The organism is Streptomyces sp. NPDC058239 (genome assembly GCF_042882185.1).
Lineage (GTDB): Bacteria > Actinomycetota > Actinomycetes > Streptomycetales > Streptomycetaceae > Streptomyces.
In genome coordinates, this window is the sequence record NZ_JBHVWS010000049.1 from 1 (window position 1) to 17,502 (window position 17,502).

Below are 17,502 nucleotides of genomic sequence, written 5' to 3' on the forward strand. Positions count from 1 at the left end.
TCCGCCATGAGGAGCATGTTCTCCTCGCCGGTGATCAGGCCGTCGACGGCGGAGAACTGCCCGGTGACGCCGATCGCGGCACGCACCGCCTGCGGTTCGGCGGCCAGGTCGTGGCCGCCGACGCGGATGTCGCCGGAGCCGGGGTCGGCGGTGATGAGGGTGGAGAGGATCTTGACGGCGGTGGTCTTGCCGGCGCCGTTCGGGCCGAGCAGAGAGAAGACCGTGCCTTCCGGGACGGCCAGGTCGATCCCGTCGAGGACGGTCTTGTCACCGTAGGACTTGCGCAACCCGTGCGCCGCGATAGCCAGGTCGGTCATGAGGAGAGCTCCTTCAAGGACTGCAGGATTCAGAGGCTGCGGGCGGCGATGTCACCCTGGAAGGTGGTCGCCTTAATGGTCAGACCGGGCGTGCCGTCGCTGTTCTTCAGCGCGTTGTCGATCCGGCCGTGGCCGGTGCCGGCGTCCAGGGAGGCGGAGACGCCGCGAGCCGCACCGACGGTGATGTCGCCCTGCTGGGTGTTCAGCGTGAGCTGCCCGCGCACGGCCTCGGTGATGTTCACGTTGCCCCGCTGTGTACTGATCTCGCCGGGACCGTTCAGGCGGCCGACCATGATGTGGGCGTCGAGTCCGGTGAGGCGGGCGCTGGTGGCCTCGTCCAGCTTGACCGAGCCGTAGCCGCCGTCGAACGCGACATCGCCGAACCGTCCCACGCCGCGGAACTCGGCGGCGGCCGCCTTCGCCTCGATACGGGAGCCGGCGGGCAGTTGGACGGTGACCTCGACGGATCCGGAGTTGCCGAGGATCCGGTTCCTCGCTTGCGGGGCCTGGATCCGCAGGACGCCGTCGGCGTAGGTGACCTCGGTCTGTTCGGCGGCCTTGACGTCGCGGCTCTTGGCGGCGTCGGCGGGCAGGACCTCGACGGTGGTGTCGGTGCGGTCGGCGGCGATGATCTGGATACGTCCCGCGGGGATGCCGAGGACGGCCTGGACGGCAGCGGGGGTGTCGAACTTCTGCATCATGCTCTCCTTCTCCGGTATCGCGCGCCCCTTCGGCCCGCTCTTTCCGATAGAGAAAAAGCTACGTTGCATTCATAGATCTGACAACAGATACGTTGCGCCAAAACCTCATCATTGCAGGTAGATACAGCAAAGTTGATGCAATGACCTCGCGCATAACGCAACGTCTCCATGTGCAGCATGTTGCAATGAATTGGGAGTGAACGCTATAGTCGGCACACCAGCCACCACAGGGCCACACCCAGGACACGAAGGAGACCGCGATGCCGGGAGGCAGGCTCACCCAGCAAGAACGCCAGCAGATCGCACTGGGACTGGCCGACGGCCTCGCCTACGCCGAGATCGCCCGACGCCTGGACCGCCCCACCTCCACGATCACGCGCGAGGTGATGCGCAACGGCGGCCCCACCGCCTACCGCGCCGAAGTAGCCCACCGCGCCACCGAACACCGCGCCCACCGCCGCAGGAAAGCCGCACCGCGCGAGGCACAGACACCCCCACAGCCCTACGGACGCGACGCCGAAGCCGTGCGTGAGTACGAAGAAGTGTTCACCACCGTCATCATGGCCTCCGGCGCACCCCTGATGATGTCCCGGGTAATGGCCTGCCTCACCCTCACCGACACCGGCAGCCTCACCGCAGCCGAACTCGCCCAGCACCTCCAGGTCAGCCCGGCATCCATCTCCAAAGCAATCACGTTCCTCGAGAGCCAGGGCATGGTCCGCAGAGAACGCGACGAACGCCGCCGCGAGCGCTACATCGTCGACGACGACGTCTGGTACCAGTCGATGATGGCAAGTGCCCGCTCCACCGCCCAACTCGTCGAAACCTCACGACAGGGCATCAGCATCCTCGGCCCCACCACCCCGGCCGGCACCCGCCTCGAGAACATCGCCCGCTTCCTCGACTTCGTCTCCGAAAGCATCGCCCGCGCCGCAGAACAGGCCCGCGACATCCTCCACACAAAACCCGAAACAACCCCCGACACCACCACCTGAACCACCCCCGACCACCAACAGACACCCACAAACACACCCCGCCCACACCTTCGGAAATGCAAGGGTCTGATGCACGACCGGGTGACATCTGAACCGACTTTCCCTGCGGGGCGGGTGGGAAGGATGTCGTCGCGCCGAAGCCGTATCCGGAAGAGCTCCGCGTGGATGCTGTGCGGGTCGCGAGGAACCACGGCCCGGGAGTGACGCCGGAGCAGGTGGCTGCCGACTTCGGTGCCCACGTGATGACGCTGCCGAAACGGATGCGCCGCGCAACCATCGACGACAGGATGAAACCCGGAACGACCAGGCAGGAGAACGCGAAGCTGCGGGACACGCGTCGGCGGATCAAGCTGCCGGAGCAGGAGAACGAGGTCCTGAACCGGGCCACGGCCTACCTGTCACAGGCGAATCTGCCGGGAATAAGGTTCCACCCGCTCGTCAAGGAACTGGCCGCGGGCAGGACCCCCGTCACGGTCACGTGCCAGGTCCTCAAGCTCACCACACAGCCCCACTACCGCCGGCTCGGTCACCCCGTGACCAATACCGTGCTCAAGGAGGCCCACCGCGCGAACGCGTCGTTCGATGCCCACCGTGACAACCCGGAGTTCGGCTACCGCTTCCCGACCGATGAGGCCCGCAGCGCGGGAGCTGCCATGACCGACCCGACCACGTAGCGGAACTGCCGGGACAACAGTCGGTGCAGCGTCTTCGGGAAGAAACGCAGCACCACCAAGAAGGCCGGCCCACCAGTACATGACGACCTCGCCCGCCAAGTCCTCAAAGCCGTCTCCTGAACTGCCCAGCCGGGCGACACGGCGCTGTACGACACGTGCAGCGCCGTTCGTGCGTCGCTCGATGGTCGATATCAGCTGGCGCGGCACTGCCGGACGTACCGCTGCCCGGGCACTGGTTCTCCGCCCAGTTCTAGGGATGGATGACGCATGTCTACCCGGCACTGCAGTCGGTGCCGTCCCCGTCCGGACCGGGGGTGTCCTGTCCCAGGCCCCGACGGATCGCGATCTCCACGGGCGAGTACGCGCCGTCGGCCCGCTCCAGTTCGTACGGCGCGGCCGGCACCAGCGGCGGCTGGGCCATGAAGCGCGGCCGCACCCCATGGTGCGGTTGCGCCGCGTGCACCAGGAACGGATGGCACAGGAAGACGTCGCCCGGGGACCCGGTGGCGAGGGCGAGTGGCCGGTGGTCGGACGCCGCCACCAGATCGGGCGCAAGGGCCAGCCCGCTCGCCCCGTCCTCCCCGTACTTCTCCAGCACCTTCGGCACGTCGAGGTGTGAGCCGACCCGGATCCGGGTCGGGGCGTCCTCCTCACCGACCTCGCTGAACAGGAACAGCATCAGCAGCGCCCGGCCCCGGGAGCGCAGATTTGTGAAGTACCAGCTCTCGCCCTCCGGCAGGTAGCTCCCCTCGATATGCCAGCCCGCGTCGTCCGGCTCCTCCTCGTGCGGGAAGCGCAACGGGAACGTGCCCAGCGAGTAGCGCGGCTCCCAGCGTCCCGCGCCGACGAGCAGGTCGTACGCGCGCTGCAGGGACGAGGAGTTGGGTGCGGCGGCGAACGGCCCCTGCGCCATGCCGGCCACCCAGTGCACGGGCTGCGTCCACGTCGCTGGATCGTCCGGGTCGCAGCCCGTCTCTCGCCACAGCAGCCGCGTGCAGTCCGCGGCCACGCGTGGCGCGACAGCGCCCTCCAACTTCACGAAGCCGTCGCGGAGAAAGTGGGATACCAAGGTCGTGTCATCCATGCCCCCATCGTGCGGCGACACCGGTCCCGATCACCCGACATTCTCCGCACCGCCTTTGTCGGGTGTGCACCGAGCCCCTTCTTGACCAACTACCTCCGGCCGGATCCGGCAACCCGTGAATGGGCGGAGGGCGTGATGGCCGACGCGCTCGCTGACGCGGAGCAGGCCGCTCGGGACGCGCATGCCGAGGTCGTCCGCCGCCGCGGCAGCCCCACCGTCATCCTGATGGGCAGCACACCGAACCAGCTGACAGGAGCCGGGCTGACTCCAGGAACCGCCCATGGTCTGTCCCATTGGCACCTCGACACGGCCTGGAGTGCCTGCGGGGACTTCCAGCATCACCCGGAGACCGGATTGACGAGGGCCTTGATTTTCTCGGATGGCGCATCCAGCGTCACCGGAAACTGGGCACTGACCGACAGTACTTCTACACCTATCCGGCACGGAAATCAGTGCGTTCCGCGACGGGCAAGGTGAAGGAACTGACCGGACGGCAGAACGTCGGCTTGTCGCTGGAGTCCTTGCTCCACCGACTGAACTCGGTGTTGCGGGGATGGTGCACGTACTTCCGTCCCGGAGTGTCGAACGTCGCTTTCTATTACCTCAGCCACTACACGTGGATGAGGGTGACACGATGGATCCGACGCAAGCATCCCGGGATCACTTGGAAGCGGCTCCGTCGACGCCGTTACGGCGGTGGCGGGTGGCCTACCACGGAAGAAGCGGAACTGTTTAACCCGGCAAAGGGTAAGCACGACCAGATACCGACACCGGGGAACACTCATCCCGTCCCCGTGGCCCACTACGGCATGAGGAACTGAACACCCCGAAACGGGATTTGTGGAGAGCACGGTGCCCGGAGAGACGGGCACGCCGGGTTCGGGAGGCAGCTCGGGGAAACCCACTGGTGGAAACATCAGCAGGGCGCCCCGAGTCGACCTCACCGACGCTTCTGGCCTGATTCAACAGCCCCGATCCTGCATTCGGCCTTGTGCCTGCGCTTGTACATTTCGCGGTCGAAACCGGGTGGCCGGCCGCCCGCCGAGCCCCGACGGAGACGGTGTCGGCCTCGTCCCGCTTTCTCCGGGATGGTGTGCGGGATCTGCAGTCGGCGCAGAAAACTCGCGGACCTCCCGGCATGAGTACGCCCGGTCGGTCAGGCCGCGAGCGGGCCGGGTGCGCGGGCTACTGTCCGGATCCGCATACCAGTTATCACGCCACGTCAATCGTGCAGCAGACGAACCGGACCAATCTCGACACCCTCTGTGTGGCGAGCACGTCCCAGACGCGTCATCCGGACGGCACGGACCCGACGGGACCAGATTTGGCCATCACTTCACTGTCGCACGTTCTTCCGGTCGCCATTCTCCGAGCGCTCGGAGAATATCGCGGATCCCGATGGATGCGAGGCGTTCTGCTGGTGACGGCGAGACTCCAGGGGGGATAGGATATTGCGCGCTGCTCGCGATGGTGGTCGGTGAGGTCGGGGGTGGGGGCACCGTGATTGAGCTGCAAAAACACGCAACCCAGGGCGGTCCTGCCCGAGGTCGTGAACGCGTGTTCGCTTTCTTGGCCGGCGGCGCTTACAAGCCACCCACAACACCCTCATATGATCACCACAAAGCGGTCCACGCAACAGCAGTAGGCCCTTTTTCTTCCGTGACGTTCGCGACCGGCGTCCACGCCTGGGGTCACGAAGTGGACGTGTAGCGAGAAGCGGGTGCTTCGTTTTCACGACAAGAGAAGTGTGGAGTGTGATGCCATGAACCGACTCGGCAAAGACTCGCGCCGATTAGCCTGGAGGCTTATGGAGCCGCCGGCGCGCATCGCGTTATCTGTTCTTTTGCTGGCAGGCGGCGCCATGGGAGCGACGGCTGGACCGGCCGCCGCTTCGACCGCCGACGGCACGCTGACAGTTGAGGTGCTGCGCGACTTCTTCGGCACCGGCGTGATCAACACGACGATGGACGTGCCGCAGCGGGGCATGAAGGTGGAGATCTCCGACCCCGCTGGGCACGTTGTCACCGGCGTCACGGATGCCACCGGAAAGGTCGTGGTGTCGCCGTCGACCGTGCTGAGCGGCGGCCAGTACCGCGTCGACGTCAGCATCCCGGCCCCATACAGCGGCTATTTGCAGGCGGCGCCTGCGTCGACGGCGGAGAACCACTTCGACAGCTTCACGTCGTTCGCGGATGTGTCGGGCGGAAAGAACGCCTCGGTGGTGACGGGGGTGTGGGATCCGGCCGACTACGCGCTGCCGGACTCGCGGTACTTCGTGCCGATCCACAACGGCGCCAACGGGACCGACAACCGGGCGTTGGTGGCGTTCGGGACGAAGACCCGGGGCACGTGTCCCACCGATGTGGCGTGCCCGACCACGCTGGCCACGCAGGACCAGGTGGGCACGACGTTCGGGTTGGCGTACGACAAGTCCCGGACCCGGCTGTTCCAGAGCGCGTTCGCCCGCCGGTACGCCCCGTACGGGCCGCAGGGCGGAGGCGCGATCTACACGGTTCCGGTCAACGGCTCGGGTGCGCCGGAGCTGTTCGCGCGGGTGCCGGACGCCGCGGTGACCCGGCACGACACCACCAACATGATCAAGGATCCCGGGTTCACCGACGCGCCGGGCAAGGAGAGCATCGGTGGCCTGGCCCTGTCGGAGGACGGCTCCACGCTGTACGCGGTGAACCTGCGGACCCGCAGGCTGGTGAGCTTCGACGCGACAGGAGCCACCGTCGCGGCGCCCAAGTCGACGGTCCCGATCCCGGACCCGGGATGCGCGAGCCCCGACGACTGGAGGCCGTTCGGTCTCCAGGTCCACAACAACACGCTGTACGTCGGCGGCGTGTGCAGTGCGGAGAGTACGCAGCAGCGCGCGGACCTGAAAGCCTTCGTCTCCACCTACGACGGCAAGCGGTTCACCACGGTGCTGAACCACCCGCTCACGGACGAACGCGGCAGCGTCTTCGGCTCGGGCGACAAGGCCACCCACTGGAACCCGTGGAACACCAGCCTGGACACGTGGGACGACCGGAAGACGGGCAACGTCTTCATCGATCCGCAGCCGGAGCTGGCCTCCCTCGCCTTCGCGCGCGACGGCTCGATGATCCTGGGTTTCCGCGACCGGTTCATGGACGTGCTCAGTTGGGGAGGGCTGGACCCCCGCCCGGGGAACGACACGGCGGAAAACGGCATGTCCGGTGGTGACATCACCATGGTCTGCGCCACTCCCACCGGTGAATACCAGTGGGAAGGCACCGGGAGCTGCCCCAACCACGCCACCCCCGCCAACAATGGCGGCCAGGCCGCCGATGTCGTCGAATATTTCCCGGGCGACTTTTACGCCAACGCGCACCAGGAGACCGCGCTGGGGTCGGTGGCCTATATCCCGCAGCAGCAGTGGGTCGTCAGCACGGAGTTCGACCCGGTCGTCAACGTCGCGACCTCAGGGACCGGGTACCACAACATCACGACCGGTCAGGGCCCTGGCAACAGCCCGACCGCCAACGGGTTCCAGTTCGTCAGCCGGGAACAAGGCGGGTTCGGCAAGGCCGGCGGGCTCGGTGACATCGCGTACGCGGCGGCAAACGCGCCGATCCAGATCGGCAACGTCGTGTGGTTCGACGGCGACCACAACGGGATCCAGGACCCGGGGCACGTGCTGCTGCCAGGGGCGACGATCAACCTGCTGGACGCGGACGGCAAACAGGTCGCCACAACCAGGACCAATGCCGCCGGCGAGTACTACTTCGGTGGTGTCGGCGCCGCGTACGAGCTCACACCGGGCGCGAAGTACACGGTGCAGTTCGACGTGTGCACCGCGGACACCAGCCAGGTGCCCGAGCAGCCCCCGGCGGGCGAGCTGAGGTTCACGCTCCCGCGGGCCGGTGCCAACCGTGCGCACGACTCCAATGTGACCCCGCCGACCACCGGACCGTTGTGCAAGGGCTACGCCCCTGTCACGGCGCCGGACAAGCCGGGCAGGGTCGATCACACGATCGACGCCGGGGTGTATATCCCGAAGGAGACGCCGACCCCGACCCCGACCCCGACTCCCACACCGACTCCGACGCCGCCAGCGGCCTCCACGCCGCCGCCTGCCAACCCCCCGGCCCCGGCCGGTGGAGGCGGGGGTTCGCTGGCGAACACCGGTACGCCCGGACTGGCGGAGATGATCGGCATCGTCGGTCTGCTGCTGGGTGCGGGCCTGGTCATCGCGTTCGTGACCCAGAATCGTCGCGCCCCGCAACACTGAACGAACCGCACAACGGTGATCTGCCTGTCCGCGATCCGGACGGCGCGGACAGGCAGATCACGTCTCGGCCGGTCCACGAGGGCCGGCCTTGGCGTCGTCTGCCACCGGACTGCCAAATGCCGCCGCGAGCCCGCGGCGGCCGGACGGTGTGGTGATCGAAAGGATGAATCGAAGAGTGTCAGCGTCGAACCGCGTGCGGAGCGTGAGAATCCGGAAAGCCCCACCGGGTCGTCCAGCTGACCGGCGCCGATGGCCGCGGTCGCGACGGGCCGCGGCCGTCATCGGCATCGCGGCCGTCGTGGTGGCCGCGGTGGCCGCGTTCCTGGTTGCCGAGGGCGGCTCCGGCGCCGACGGTCCGCGCCCGCTGACGACGGATGAGGCGAGCCGGCTGGCGATCACGCGATTCCGTAACTACCAGGCGCAGGGGCGCGCGGTGACGATCACCGTGCCGGGCACTGCCGGCGGGCTGACCGTCACCGGGTCCGTCGACTATCGGCGCAAGGTCGGTTACGGCGTGGTGCACGGCACCGGGCGCGACAAGTCCAGCGACGGGCTGATCCAGTGGACACCCTCCTCGGTGCACGTCCGCCCGATGACGGACGCCCCGGCGCATGCACCCGCGTCGCCGCCCCGTTCGGGCTGGTACGACCGTCCGTTGCTGTCGTCCGGCAGCGCGCTGGACACCTCCCTGTCCATCGCGCTCGGTCTCGGCGGTGACCGGCCGGACAACGCCGAACTGCTGCCGCAGAACGGCGCCGCCTGGTGGGGGCGGGAGCAGGTGGACGGGCGCTGGGTGGATGTCATGACCGGGCCGTCCTCCCCTGACCGCTCCGGTACGGCGGGCAACGTGCGCTACTGGATCGGCTCCGACGGCACCATGTACCGGGTGCGCGTCAGCGTGAGTTCGCAGCCGGAGCCGGTGGTCATCGATTTCGACACCCACAAGTACGTTCCGGTCAAGCCGGCACCCGGAACCACCCCGACCCGGTAGCCGCTGTTCAGGAAGTCTGCACCCGCGCGTTCGCGGCGAGCAGGGACGCCGGCGGCAGCCGGATGCCCTCCGTCTTCGGCAGGGCCGCAACGGGCGGGACAGCGGTGGCGCCCGCGGTGGCGGCGTCGGGGAACTGCGGCTGCGGAGCAGGCGCCGCGACCTCGGTGAACGGAATGCCACCGGGTGCCGTCGGCGCCGCCCATGTGCCGGCCGGCGAGGACGACCCGACCGGAAGCGGGCAGGCCGCAGTCGTCGCGAGCCGGGCGGGCACGGTGGTGCGCAGATCGTTGCCCCGCAGGCAGTTGCCCCGTCCCCGCGTGGCGGTGGGGAACGTCCAGCCGACGTCGACGCCGTTGCCGGTGAACGTGTTGTCCACGATCTGGTTGCCGACCGGAGGTATGTCGGCGGTCGCGGTGACCACCAGCCCGGCGTTGCGGTTGCCGGCGATGCGGTTGCGGATGAACCGGTTGTCGCTGCCACCGTCGATGCCGGCGCCGATGCCCCACCCGCCGTCGGCCTGCTCCGGGGTGGCCGTCTGCTGGTTGGCGGCGATCAGATTGCCCGCGATGACGGAGCCCTTCTGCGGGAGCAGTTTCTCCTGGTGGTCGGAGTTGGTGGTGAGTCCGACCCGGTTGCCGACCAGGCGGTTGCCGACCACGTACATGCCCTCGCTGGCGTTGGTGCCTTCGTAACCGACCGCGTTGAGTTCGGCGACGTTGTCCCGCACCACGATGTTGCAGGGCTTGCACTGGCCGACATAGATCCCCGAGTCGGCGCCACCCGACGCGTACGAGTGCTCGATGACACCGTTCTGGGCGGAGAACGCGTAGATGCCGTACAGACCGTTGCGGGTCGCGGTCACGTGGGAGACCAGGAACGACTTCAGGAAGGTGACGGGCTCGTCGCCGGTGTCGTAGCCGCCGCTTCCCCCCGGCAGGCCAGCGGCCGCCTTCGCCGAACCGGTGACCAGGACCCCGTTCTGCGTGTTGTTCTCCACGGTCAGATTCTCCACAGCCACCCCGGGCGCCGAGACGACGACGCCGTTCGGCTGCTGCAACCGCCCGTCGATGACGACCTTGTCCCGGGACAAACCGCGAAGAGTGATGCGCGCCGTTTCGATCTTCACCGACTCGTGGTACACGCCCGGCGCGACCAGCACCAGGTCACCGGGCCGAGCCGAGGACACCGCATCCGAGATCGTCGGGGCATCGGCAGGTACTCGGATCGTCACATGCGCACCGGCCGGGCGCCGGCCTTTGCCCGATCCGCCATCGCCGCCGCAGCCGGCCACCAGTGTCAGCGTGCCCACTACCGCCGCCAACACGCGAAGAGCTAATCGAGGCATGATCCCAGTCTGCCATGACGCCCAATTCCACGCCAGAATCGCAAGGTTGACCGGCACCCACGATTCGGGTGTGGCACTCTGCACCCCATGCGCCGAGCCGATCACCACCCATCACGCCGCACGTTCCTCGATGTCACCGGCGCCATGATGGCCGCCGGTCTGACCGCCGGGTGCACATCGGACTCCGCCCAGCCAGGCCGGCGTGCCCCTACCCGACGGGCCACGCCAAAGCCGGTTCCGGCGACGGCCCGCCATCAAGCAGGCATCACACTCCCCCAGCCGGCCCAGCCCAACCTGCTCGCCGTAGTGGCCGACCTCGGTGCCACCGTGGCTCCCGGCCCGTTACTGGCCGAACTCGGCCAGGCCATCCGCACACTCACAGCGGGGACCGACACGCGGCTGCTGAGCCTGCCGCCGGGCGACCTCACCGTGACCGTTGGCGTGGGCCCCCGGCTGGTGCGCACGGCCGGTGCCTCGCTGCCCGGCGCGACCGACCTCCCGCGATTCTCCCGCGAGCGGATCGCCCCGCAAGCACGCGGCGGTGACCTGCTGATACAGATCTGCGCCAGCGACGCGCTGCTCTTACCAGTCGTCGCCTCCGCGCTTCTGGACCAGGCCGGTGACCGCATCCGCGAACGCTGGCGCCAGTCCGCACGCCGCGGTACGAACGTGTCCGTCGGCAACGGCCTTACCGCGCCACGCAACCCGCTAGGTTTCATCGATGGCATCGTGGGCACGCACACGACCGCCGAACAACAACGCGACCTGTGGCTGGCGGGGCCCCCTGCGGTCGCCGGCGGCACCCTTGCCGTACTGCGGCGTATGGAACTCGACCTGCCGCGGTTCGCCGCCCTGTCCGTAGCCGAACAGGAAGCGGTCTTCGGGCGGCGCCGGGCCAGCGGCGTCCCCCTCTCCGGCGGCACCGCCGCCTCGGGCCCGGAACTCGGAGCCAAGACACCGGACGGGCGCTATCTCGTCCCCGCGGACGCCCACGCGCGCAGAGCGCACGCCACCGTGGTCGGGGTCGGGCTCATGCTCCGCCGCTCCTACAGCACCGACGAGCCCGCCCCCGGCCTGCTCTTCATCAGCTTCCAGAACGATCTGCGGACCTTCACCGCCACCCTCACCCACATGGACGCCTCCGACGCACTGCTGCCTTTCACCACCACGACCGCCAGCGCCACATTCCTGATCCTCCCCGGCTTCGACCGGCAACACCCGCTTGGTTCGCAGCTGTTCGGCTGATCACGATCAACTTGAGGGCGGGGAGACCGCGATGCCTCGCACTGCGTGTCGATTTGCATGCGTCGACTCACAACTGACTGTCCTGGCATCGCCAGTCGCCCGGCCCGCAGGGGCTCGTTCGCGGCTACGCAACGACCGCACCGGGGGCCGTCGCGGAGGGCGTGGCCATGTTTGGCAGACACATCGCGCACTTGCCGAACGGTGGAACGCGACCGTGGTCCCGCCCAAACGGGAGAGCGCAGTTGCAACCCGCAAGCGTCCCGATTCGCTCGCGGATGGTCGTCGCCGCGTCGAGGCGCTCCTGGAAAAAGGATCTCCCGGCCGAAGTCGTGCCGTACACCCGAGCAGCCATCGACGGCATCGGCTCAGGTAGCCTCTATACCGAGATGGGCTGGGAGCAGCGATGACGGTGCCGCAGCCGACGGCCGCTTCCTGGCCCGATCATTTCACCGCATACCGTGCCGGGCACAGCTGTCCGATGTGCACCAACGACTGGCAGGCCGACGACATCGGCTGGGGACTGCTGCTGCACCGCGGTGAGGTGGCCCAGTCGTACCCGTGGCGTTCCGTCGTTATCTAGTGTCTGGCGGCCATAAGGGCAGGTCAGCAGCCTTGATCACCATTGAGGCACATTAGGCAAGTTGGTTGAACCTGAGTCCAAGTGTTCCGGTCGGACACACTTGCCTTCGGTTGACTGCAAACGTCGTCAATCAAGCGGCGTAGTGACGTCAACCTGCAGGTTGATCCCAGGCAGGGGAGGACCAGGCACACTGAGAGCATGTCAACCAACGTGCTGCATAAGGCAGTTGATAGGAAGAGGACGGAGCGGCCCGTCCCGCTGTGGGCGGAAAGAGTCGCCCACCTCATTCCGCTGGTGGGGCTGCCGGTATGTCTCTGGCGGCTGCCCATCGGCTTCGGCTACGCGATGGGCGGGGAGAACACTCCGTCGGCGTGGTGGCACATCCCGTACGTCTTCGGACTTAGTCTCCTGACGGAGGCGTTCGCGCTGCTCGGGTTCGGGCTGGTGCGCCGATGGGGAGAGGTGATGCCCAACTGGGTCCCGAAACTGGGGGGCCGCCGCATACCGCCCTTCGCGGCAATCGTTCCCGCCACCATCGGCGGGCTCCTCCTCCTGGGGCTGATGGTCAACTGGTTCTTCACGGCCTTCCGTATCGACGGTTCGCCCGGTTTCCCGTACGCCCCGGGCTGGGACACGCTGGCGATGACGGTCAGTGGCCTGTTGACCCTGTGGGGCCCCTTGGTGCTGGCGTTGACCTACGGCTACTACCGCCGCCGCTGCCGCCCGGACGCCTGAGCACTCCCGCGCCCGGCACGGTCCTCCCTCCGGAAGTCGGGGCGTTTCCGCGCCCGGAGGAGGTTGACCGCCCGCCGATTTCCTGCCGCTTCCTGTCAGCGCATCGTCCGACGGGGAGCGGGGAGTCAGGTTCTGGCAGGTTGCTGAACCCGGCCTTGCTGGCAGATCGCGGGCCGTTGGAGGGTAGTTGGGGCAGTCCGTTCATCGATGAGCGACGGCGGCCGCTGTGGCTCCCCTTTGCCCACAGCACAGCGCCATCGCCATGTGTGCCTAGCGTGCTCGATAGCCTTGGACAGCGGTGAAGGCACGTCGGCAACGGGCCACGTACCCCCTTCTCCGAACTACCGCCAGAGAGGCCGTTAGCGTCCGACTGCGGCGTGCTTAGTCCGTCTTGTTCAGGTTCTGGGCTTCCCGGACCGCTAGTTGCTTGATCGTCGGCATGCCGACGAATACCGGCGAACTCTTCCGCCTCTCGCTGGCGTCAATCTGGCTGATCTTGTCGTGGGTTGCGGTGAGGCTGACGGTCAGTTGCTCGACGTCGCCCAGCCATCCTTCTCGTTCGGCTTCGGCGATCCTGGCGTGGAGGTTCTCGCGGATCTCTTCCAGACGGGGCCGTTCGTCCGGCCCCACGATCAGTACCGGGCATCGCACACAGGCGTGCTCGTGGACACAGCTACTTCCGTATGCTCGGCCGCACTGCCCCAGGGCCAGCTTGCGCCGCTCGAAGTGCCCGAGGAACTCCTGCCACTCCTCGTCGGTCACCGCCCGGTATTCCCCGGCGGGTCGTAGACTGCGGCGCCGGGCGATGAAGGCTCGGTGAGCCTCGATGGCATCTTCCGGGTAGATCGCGGCATACCCCATCGTGGTTCCAATGTGGTCGTGACCAGCAATAACCTGGGCGATGTGCGGCGGCAAGCCGTTGAGGATGGCGTCGGTGATGAAGATCCTGCGGAAGTCGTGCGGCTGGAAGGTCAACGGCTGTCCGTGGGCGTCGGTGATGCCGGTATCCGCCAGCAGCGTGTTGAGTGACTGGCGGATCGTGGTGATGGAGATCGTCCTGTTCTCCCCGCCTACGGGCCACTGGTAGAGCAGCGGCATGGGTGGGTTCCAGACTTTCTCGTGCAGGTCATAGGACGGGATGCTCGGCACCCTGCCGTCATGCCCGCGAACACGGCTGATCACGGCGCTGAGAACGTCGGCGAGCTCAGGGCTGACCAGCAGGAGGCGCTCTTGGTCCGTCTTGGACGGCGCGATCTGCAGGAGCGGGATCACCTCTCCGGTGGTCGGCAGCTTGTAGCTGATGATGCTGTGGTGGCCGAGTTCCCTGAGCTCTTCGATGCGCATCCCGGTGTGCCGGAGGATCTCCACGGTCGCCCAGCCGTAGAAGGCCAGCTTCTCTTCCGTTCGGAAGTCGCGCCTCGCTCCTGTGGCGTCAACGACCGTTGAAGGTTTGCCGCCGGCTCGCTCCGTAGACCGGGGCAGGGTGAAGCTCTCGCCGAGCACCGTGATGGTAGATCCCAGGTCAGCTGCCTCCAATGCCTCCAGCCGCTCCTTGGCCTCGTTCAGTCGGCGGGCAGCTGCCTGTACCAGCGCGGGCAGGACCGGCAGCCTCTCTCGGGTGCGGGCATCGGATCTGGTGCGGACCTCCTGCTCGACCTTCTTGGCAGAGCAGTCGGCTTCTGTCACCGGGGCCGGAGCGGCCCACGGTCCCCAGCGCTCGGGCTCGTCCAGAGCCCACTCGGCGATGTCCAGGTAGAAGCCCCGCACTGCCGTCCTGATACTCAAGGCTGCGATGCGCGGCTCTGTTGTCGTGGCGACCGTGCCGTTCGGCATGCGGTACTTGACCGTCTTGACCGCGATCCGGGCCTTCCACGCGTCGCGCACCTCCGGGGCCAGGTGAAGGCTGTCGATCCCGGGATGGTGCCGTTCCAGGTCGGCCCAGAAGTAGCCGACCAGATTGCTCGACAGTTGCACCAACGTGACGTAGTCGACGGAGGGCTGTCGCTCGGTCAGGTAGCTGACGAGCAGGTCGCGGATCGGCTTGCACTTCACGTCGAACCGGTCGACGAGCTGGGCCGGGCTCACCTGTCCGGCACGTATCTCGATGCTCCGCAGGGTCTTGGGTGCGTCAGGGGGAAACTGGCCGCGGCTCTGAAGCAGGGCGTAGGCGAGTCGCGTGTGGCTCGTGGAGGTCCCCGTGGCCGCCAACAGCAGTTCGAGGACATCGCCGACCACGATGTCGTCGATGCCGCCGCCCTTCGCCGCGAGGATGCGGGCCACGGCCTTGAGCGCCTTCGATGTGCGCCGCGGGTCCGGCTGTCCGGGCATGCGTGCGTCACGAAGTTCGGCAAATCCCCTGGGATCGCGGGCGGCTTCGATGGCTTCGCGCAGGTGAGGGGACAGGCTGCTGGCGAGCCACGGCATGCTGGGACGGATGACATCAGCGCAGACCAGGGCCAGCAGCCCGGACCCGAGCCCTGCCTTCTGTGGCCTCCTGCCGTGAACGATCCCCCAGGCAAGCGGGGCCTCGGTCCAGCCGACCGAGGTGGCGGAGCCCGGGCTGGCGTTCCAGCGTTGCTGCCAGGTCTTCCCCTCGAAGGTCTCCAGCCATCGCAGCAGCAGGCGCGCACCGACCATCCGCATCTGGTGGGTGGAGTCCTTGCCATTCTTGAACGGCGGCCGCTCCAACCTGTGGAGGACCTCCTCGCGGGAGATCCGGGTAGTGGGCCAGTCGGTTCCCGGGCTACGTGGCGGAAACCTCTGCAGCTGGGCATCGATCTCGCTGCCGGCCAGGCTCTTCGCGGTCAGGGCTGGCGGGGTGACGAGCGGGACGGTGGTAGTTGTCACCCGGGGCTCCCGCCGAAGAGGACGTCGAGGGAGTCCCGGTTGTAGGCCGGCGCGGGCGGGGCCGGAGGCGGGTTGTTGCGCTTGTGCTCCTGGCGGGCGTGGTGCGCGAGCCCTGCTGAGATCACGTCGTCCCTGGTGGGCCGGTTGTAGATGTCCAGCGTGGACAGATGCTTATGGCCGAGGATGTGCTGAACGTAGACCGGCGGCATGTTCGGATCGTCGAGCATCAAGAACGTCGCAGTGTGCCGCAGGTCGTGAAGAGTCCAGTTGGCGCCCAGGAGCTCGTTGGCGCGGTTGAACATCATGCGCGCCGCGTCGTACCCCAACGGCCGCCAGGGGCGGCGCAGAGTCCACCACAGCGGCTGCGCGCGGCGGCGGGGGACGCCCTTGTTCCAGGATTCTTCCTGGTAGAGCCGCAGCCAGACGAACGCGTCGGGGGTGGCGGGAAGTTCCTGGTAGGCGCGCGTGCCCTTGCGGATCACGCCGATGGTCTGCTGGCCGACGACCGCATCGCCCTGCTTGGCCGTGAGCAGTTCCTCGGCGCGGGCGCCGGTGGCGACCCAGAAGGCCAGGAGGGCACGGTCACGGTGCGAGCGGAGACCCGCGAAGACCTCGGTGTACTTCTCGTCGGAAATGCGGCGCGGGATCCGCTTGGGGACCTTGGGCCGGTAGAGGCCGGTGCGCTGCTTGTTGTATTCCTTCTCTGGGTTGTGGTGGGCGTTGGCTCGCGCCGAGCGCCGGCTGCGGACCAGGGGGAAGGGATTGACCAGCAGCGATCCGGTGTTGCGCTCCAGGTGGAAGTCGTAGAAGGTCCGCAGCACCGTCTCGCAATGCGCCCGGGTAGTGGGCGCGTACTTCTTGCCGACGGTGGGCTTGCCCGTCACTGGGTTCGGAGATCCCGGCGCCGGACTGTCATGCCGGGCCGGAGGTATCTCAGCAGGGTCCTTGCCGCGGTGACGCCAGTGGACACGTACCGGCTTGTCCGCCAGCTTCATCCACAGCATGAAGTCCCGGGCATCCTCCTCATCGGTGATGCCGGCCTGACGGCAGCGTTCGCGGTCGTCCGTCCAGGACGTGGGCAGATACAGCCGGCGGTCGATCAACGTCCGACCGCGCTCGGCGGCGTATGCGAGAAAGACACCGACCTGGCAGATCTCCGTCCGGCCCGCGGTGCCCGAGTACTGGCGCTGGACACCCGCCGACCGGGTCCCCTTCTTCAGGAAGCCTGTGTCGTCCACGATGAGCACGGCCTCGGGGTCACCGAGGTGCTCAACGACGTAGTCCCGCAGGTCCTCAAGGACCTCGTCGGCATCCCAGTCGATCCGGTTCAACAGCCGTTGAATGCGGTCCGGCCCGGCATGACCGGCCTGTTCCGCCAGTGTCCAGCCGTTCTTCCGCTCCAGCGGAGCGATCAGCCCCCGCATATAGGCCAGTGCCGACTCCCGCGGCTCTGCTCTGGCAAACCGGTGCACGAACCGCTCGTGCACCGCACTCAGTTCGTCCGCCCACACCCGCGCATCAGCCAGGTCCCCACCCATAACAACACCAACGAGCAACCTGCCCAACCGTCACGCAAAGCACCGTTGCAGTACTAGGACTCAAGCCCCGTCCGGGGCCCAATCAGCAGTTACGCGCGCACCGTTCCGGCCGCGATTCCCCAAAGGGCCGACCGAGCTCCCCTTGTCGTAGAGACGACATGTCGCAATCACGGCACCCGCAACAGGTGACACACG

General features: G+C 67.6%; 15 protein-coding genes and 1 pseudogene. 9 read left to right on the forward strand and 7 right to left on the reverse strand.

The annotated features are described in order from the left end of the window. A partial coding sequence (locus ACFVYE_RS36200; protein WP_389608279.1) for an ATP-binding cassette domain-containing protein occupies positions 1-317 on the reverse strand: 317 nt, incomplete at its 3' end. A gap of 29 nt (positions 318-346) precedes the next feature. Continuing rightward, positions 347-1,015, reverse strand: coding sequence for a DUF4097 family beta strand repeat-containing protein (locus ACFVYE_RS36205; protein ID WP_383976526.1), 669 nt, complete (start codon positions 1,013-1,015; stop codon positions 347-349). A 263-nt stretch (positions 1,016-1,278) separates the two neighbouring features. Here ACFVYE_RS36205 and ACFVYE_RS36210 point away from each other — a divergent pair, with 263 nt between their 5' ends. Continuing rightward, a complete protein-coding gene (locus ACFVYE_RS36210; protein WP_389608280.1) occupies positions 1,279-2,013 on the forward strand; it encodes a helix-turn-helix domain-containing protein in 735 nt (244 codons plus the stop codon). A gap of 161 nt (positions 2,014-2,174) precedes the next feature. Then, positions 2,175-2,687, forward strand: coding sequence for a hypothetical protein (locus tag ACFVYE_RS36215; protein ID WP_389608281.1), 513 nt, complete (start codon positions 2,175-2,177; stop codon positions 2,685-2,687). Positions 2,688-2,958: 271 nt separating this feature from the next. Here ACFVYE_RS36215 and ACFVYE_RS36220 read toward each other — a convergent pair whose 3' ends face one another. Then, entirely contained in the window at positions 2,959-3,771 is an 813-nt protein-coding gene (locus tag ACFVYE_RS36220) for a phytanoyl-CoA dioxygenase family protein (protein ID WP_389608282.1), read from the reverse strand. 81 nt (positions 3,772-3,852) lie between these two features. Here ACFVYE_RS36220 and ACFVYE_RS36225 point away from each other — a divergent pair, with 81 nt between their 5' ends. The 4 genes from ACFVYE_RS36225 to ACFVYE_RS36240 all read left to right on the forward strand — a co-directional run bounded on the left by ACFVYE_RS36225 (position 3,853) and on the right by ACFVYE_RS36240 (position 9,017). After that, positions 3,853-4,248: a hypothetical protein gene (locus ACFVYE_RS36225; protein ID WP_389608283.1), complete on the forward strand. Its 396-nt coding sequence runs from the start codon at positions 3,853-3,855 to the stop codon at positions 4,246-4,248. Continuing rightward, a complete protein-coding gene (locus ACFVYE_RS36230) occupies positions 4,245-4,592 on the forward strand; it encodes a group II intron maturase-specific domain-containing protein (RefSeq protein ID WP_389608284.1) in 348 nt (115 codons plus the stop codon). Before ACFVYE_RS36225 ends, ACFVYE_RS36230 begins: the two co-directional genes overlap by 4 nt. A 1,040-nt stretch (positions 4,593-5,632) precedes the next feature. Further along, positions 5,633-8,026 carry an SdrD B-like domain-containing protein gene (locus tag ACFVYE_RS36235; protein WP_389608322.1) on the forward strand — a complete coding sequence of 798 codons (2,394 nt, stop codon included), beginning with the start codon at positions 5,633-5,635 and terminating at the stop codon, positions 8,024-8,026. A gap of 310 nt (positions 8,027-8,336) precedes the next feature. Then, on the forward strand, positions 8,337-9,017 hold the full coding sequence (locus ACFVYE_RS36240; protein ID WP_389608323.1) for a hypothetical protein: 681 nt from the start codon (positions 8,337-8,339) through the stop codon (positions 9,015-9,017). A gap of 7 nt (positions 9,018-9,024) precedes the next feature. Here the strand turns inward: ACFVYE_RS36240 and ACFVYE_RS36245 are convergent, their stop codons facing one another. After that, entirely contained in the window at positions 9,025-10,362 is a 1,338-nt protein-coding gene (locus ACFVYE_RS36245) for a right-handed parallel beta-helix repeat-containing protein (RefSeq protein WP_389608285.1), read from the reverse strand. Between the two features lie 87 nt (positions 10,363-10,449). On the opposite strand from ACFVYE_RS36245, the gene ACFVYE_RS36250 reads away from it, so the two are divergent. The 3 genes from ACFVYE_RS36250 to ACFVYE_RS36260 all read left to right on the forward strand — a co-directional run bounded on the left by ACFVYE_RS36250 (position 10,450) and on the right by ACFVYE_RS36260 (position 12,922). Next, positions 10,450-11,607 (forward strand): Dyp-type peroxidase, encoded by a 1,158-nt coding sequence (locus tag ACFVYE_RS36250; RefSeq protein ID WP_389608286.1) that lies wholly within the window; start codon positions 10,450-10,452, stop codon positions 11,605-11,607. A gap of 403 nt (positions 11,608-12,010) precedes the next feature. Continuing rightward, positions 12,011-12,187: a hypothetical protein gene (locus ACFVYE_RS36255; RefSeq protein WP_389608287.1), complete on the forward strand. Its 177-nt coding sequence runs from the start codon at positions 12,011-12,013 to the stop codon at positions 12,185-12,187. A 198-nt stretch (positions 12,188-12,385) separates the two neighbouring features. Continuing rightward, positions 12,386-12,922 carry a hypothetical protein gene (locus ACFVYE_RS36260; RefSeq protein ID WP_389608288.1) on the forward strand — a complete coding sequence of 179 codons (537 nt, stop codon included), beginning with the start codon at positions 12,386-12,388 and terminating at the stop codon, positions 12,920-12,922. A 381-nt stretch (positions 12,923-13,303) separates the two neighbouring features. Here ACFVYE_RS36260 and ACFVYE_RS36265 read toward each other — a convergent pair whose 3' ends face one another. From ACFVYE_RS36265 to ACFVYE_RS36275, 3 genes and pseudogenes are all read right to left on the reverse strand, one after another. Further along, a complete protein-coding gene (locus ACFVYE_RS36265; protein ID WP_389608289.1) occupies positions 13,304-15,769 on the reverse strand; it encodes a tyrosine-type recombinase/integrase in 2,466 nt (821 codons plus the stop codon). Continuing rightward, complete coding sequence (locus ACFVYE_RS36270; RefSeq protein WP_389608324.1) at positions 15,766-16,773, reverse strand: tyrosine-type recombinase/integrase; 1,008 nt, start codon at positions 16,771-16,773, stop codon at positions 15,766-15,768. Before ACFVYE_RS36270 ends, ACFVYE_RS36265 begins: the two co-directional genes overlap by 4 nt. 18 nt (positions 16,774-16,791) lie before the next feature. After that, positions 16,792-17,307, reverse strand: a pseudogene (locus ACFVYE_RS36275) (IS701 family transposase); the annotation flags it as partial. Positions 17,308-17,502: the final 195 nt, after the last annotated feature.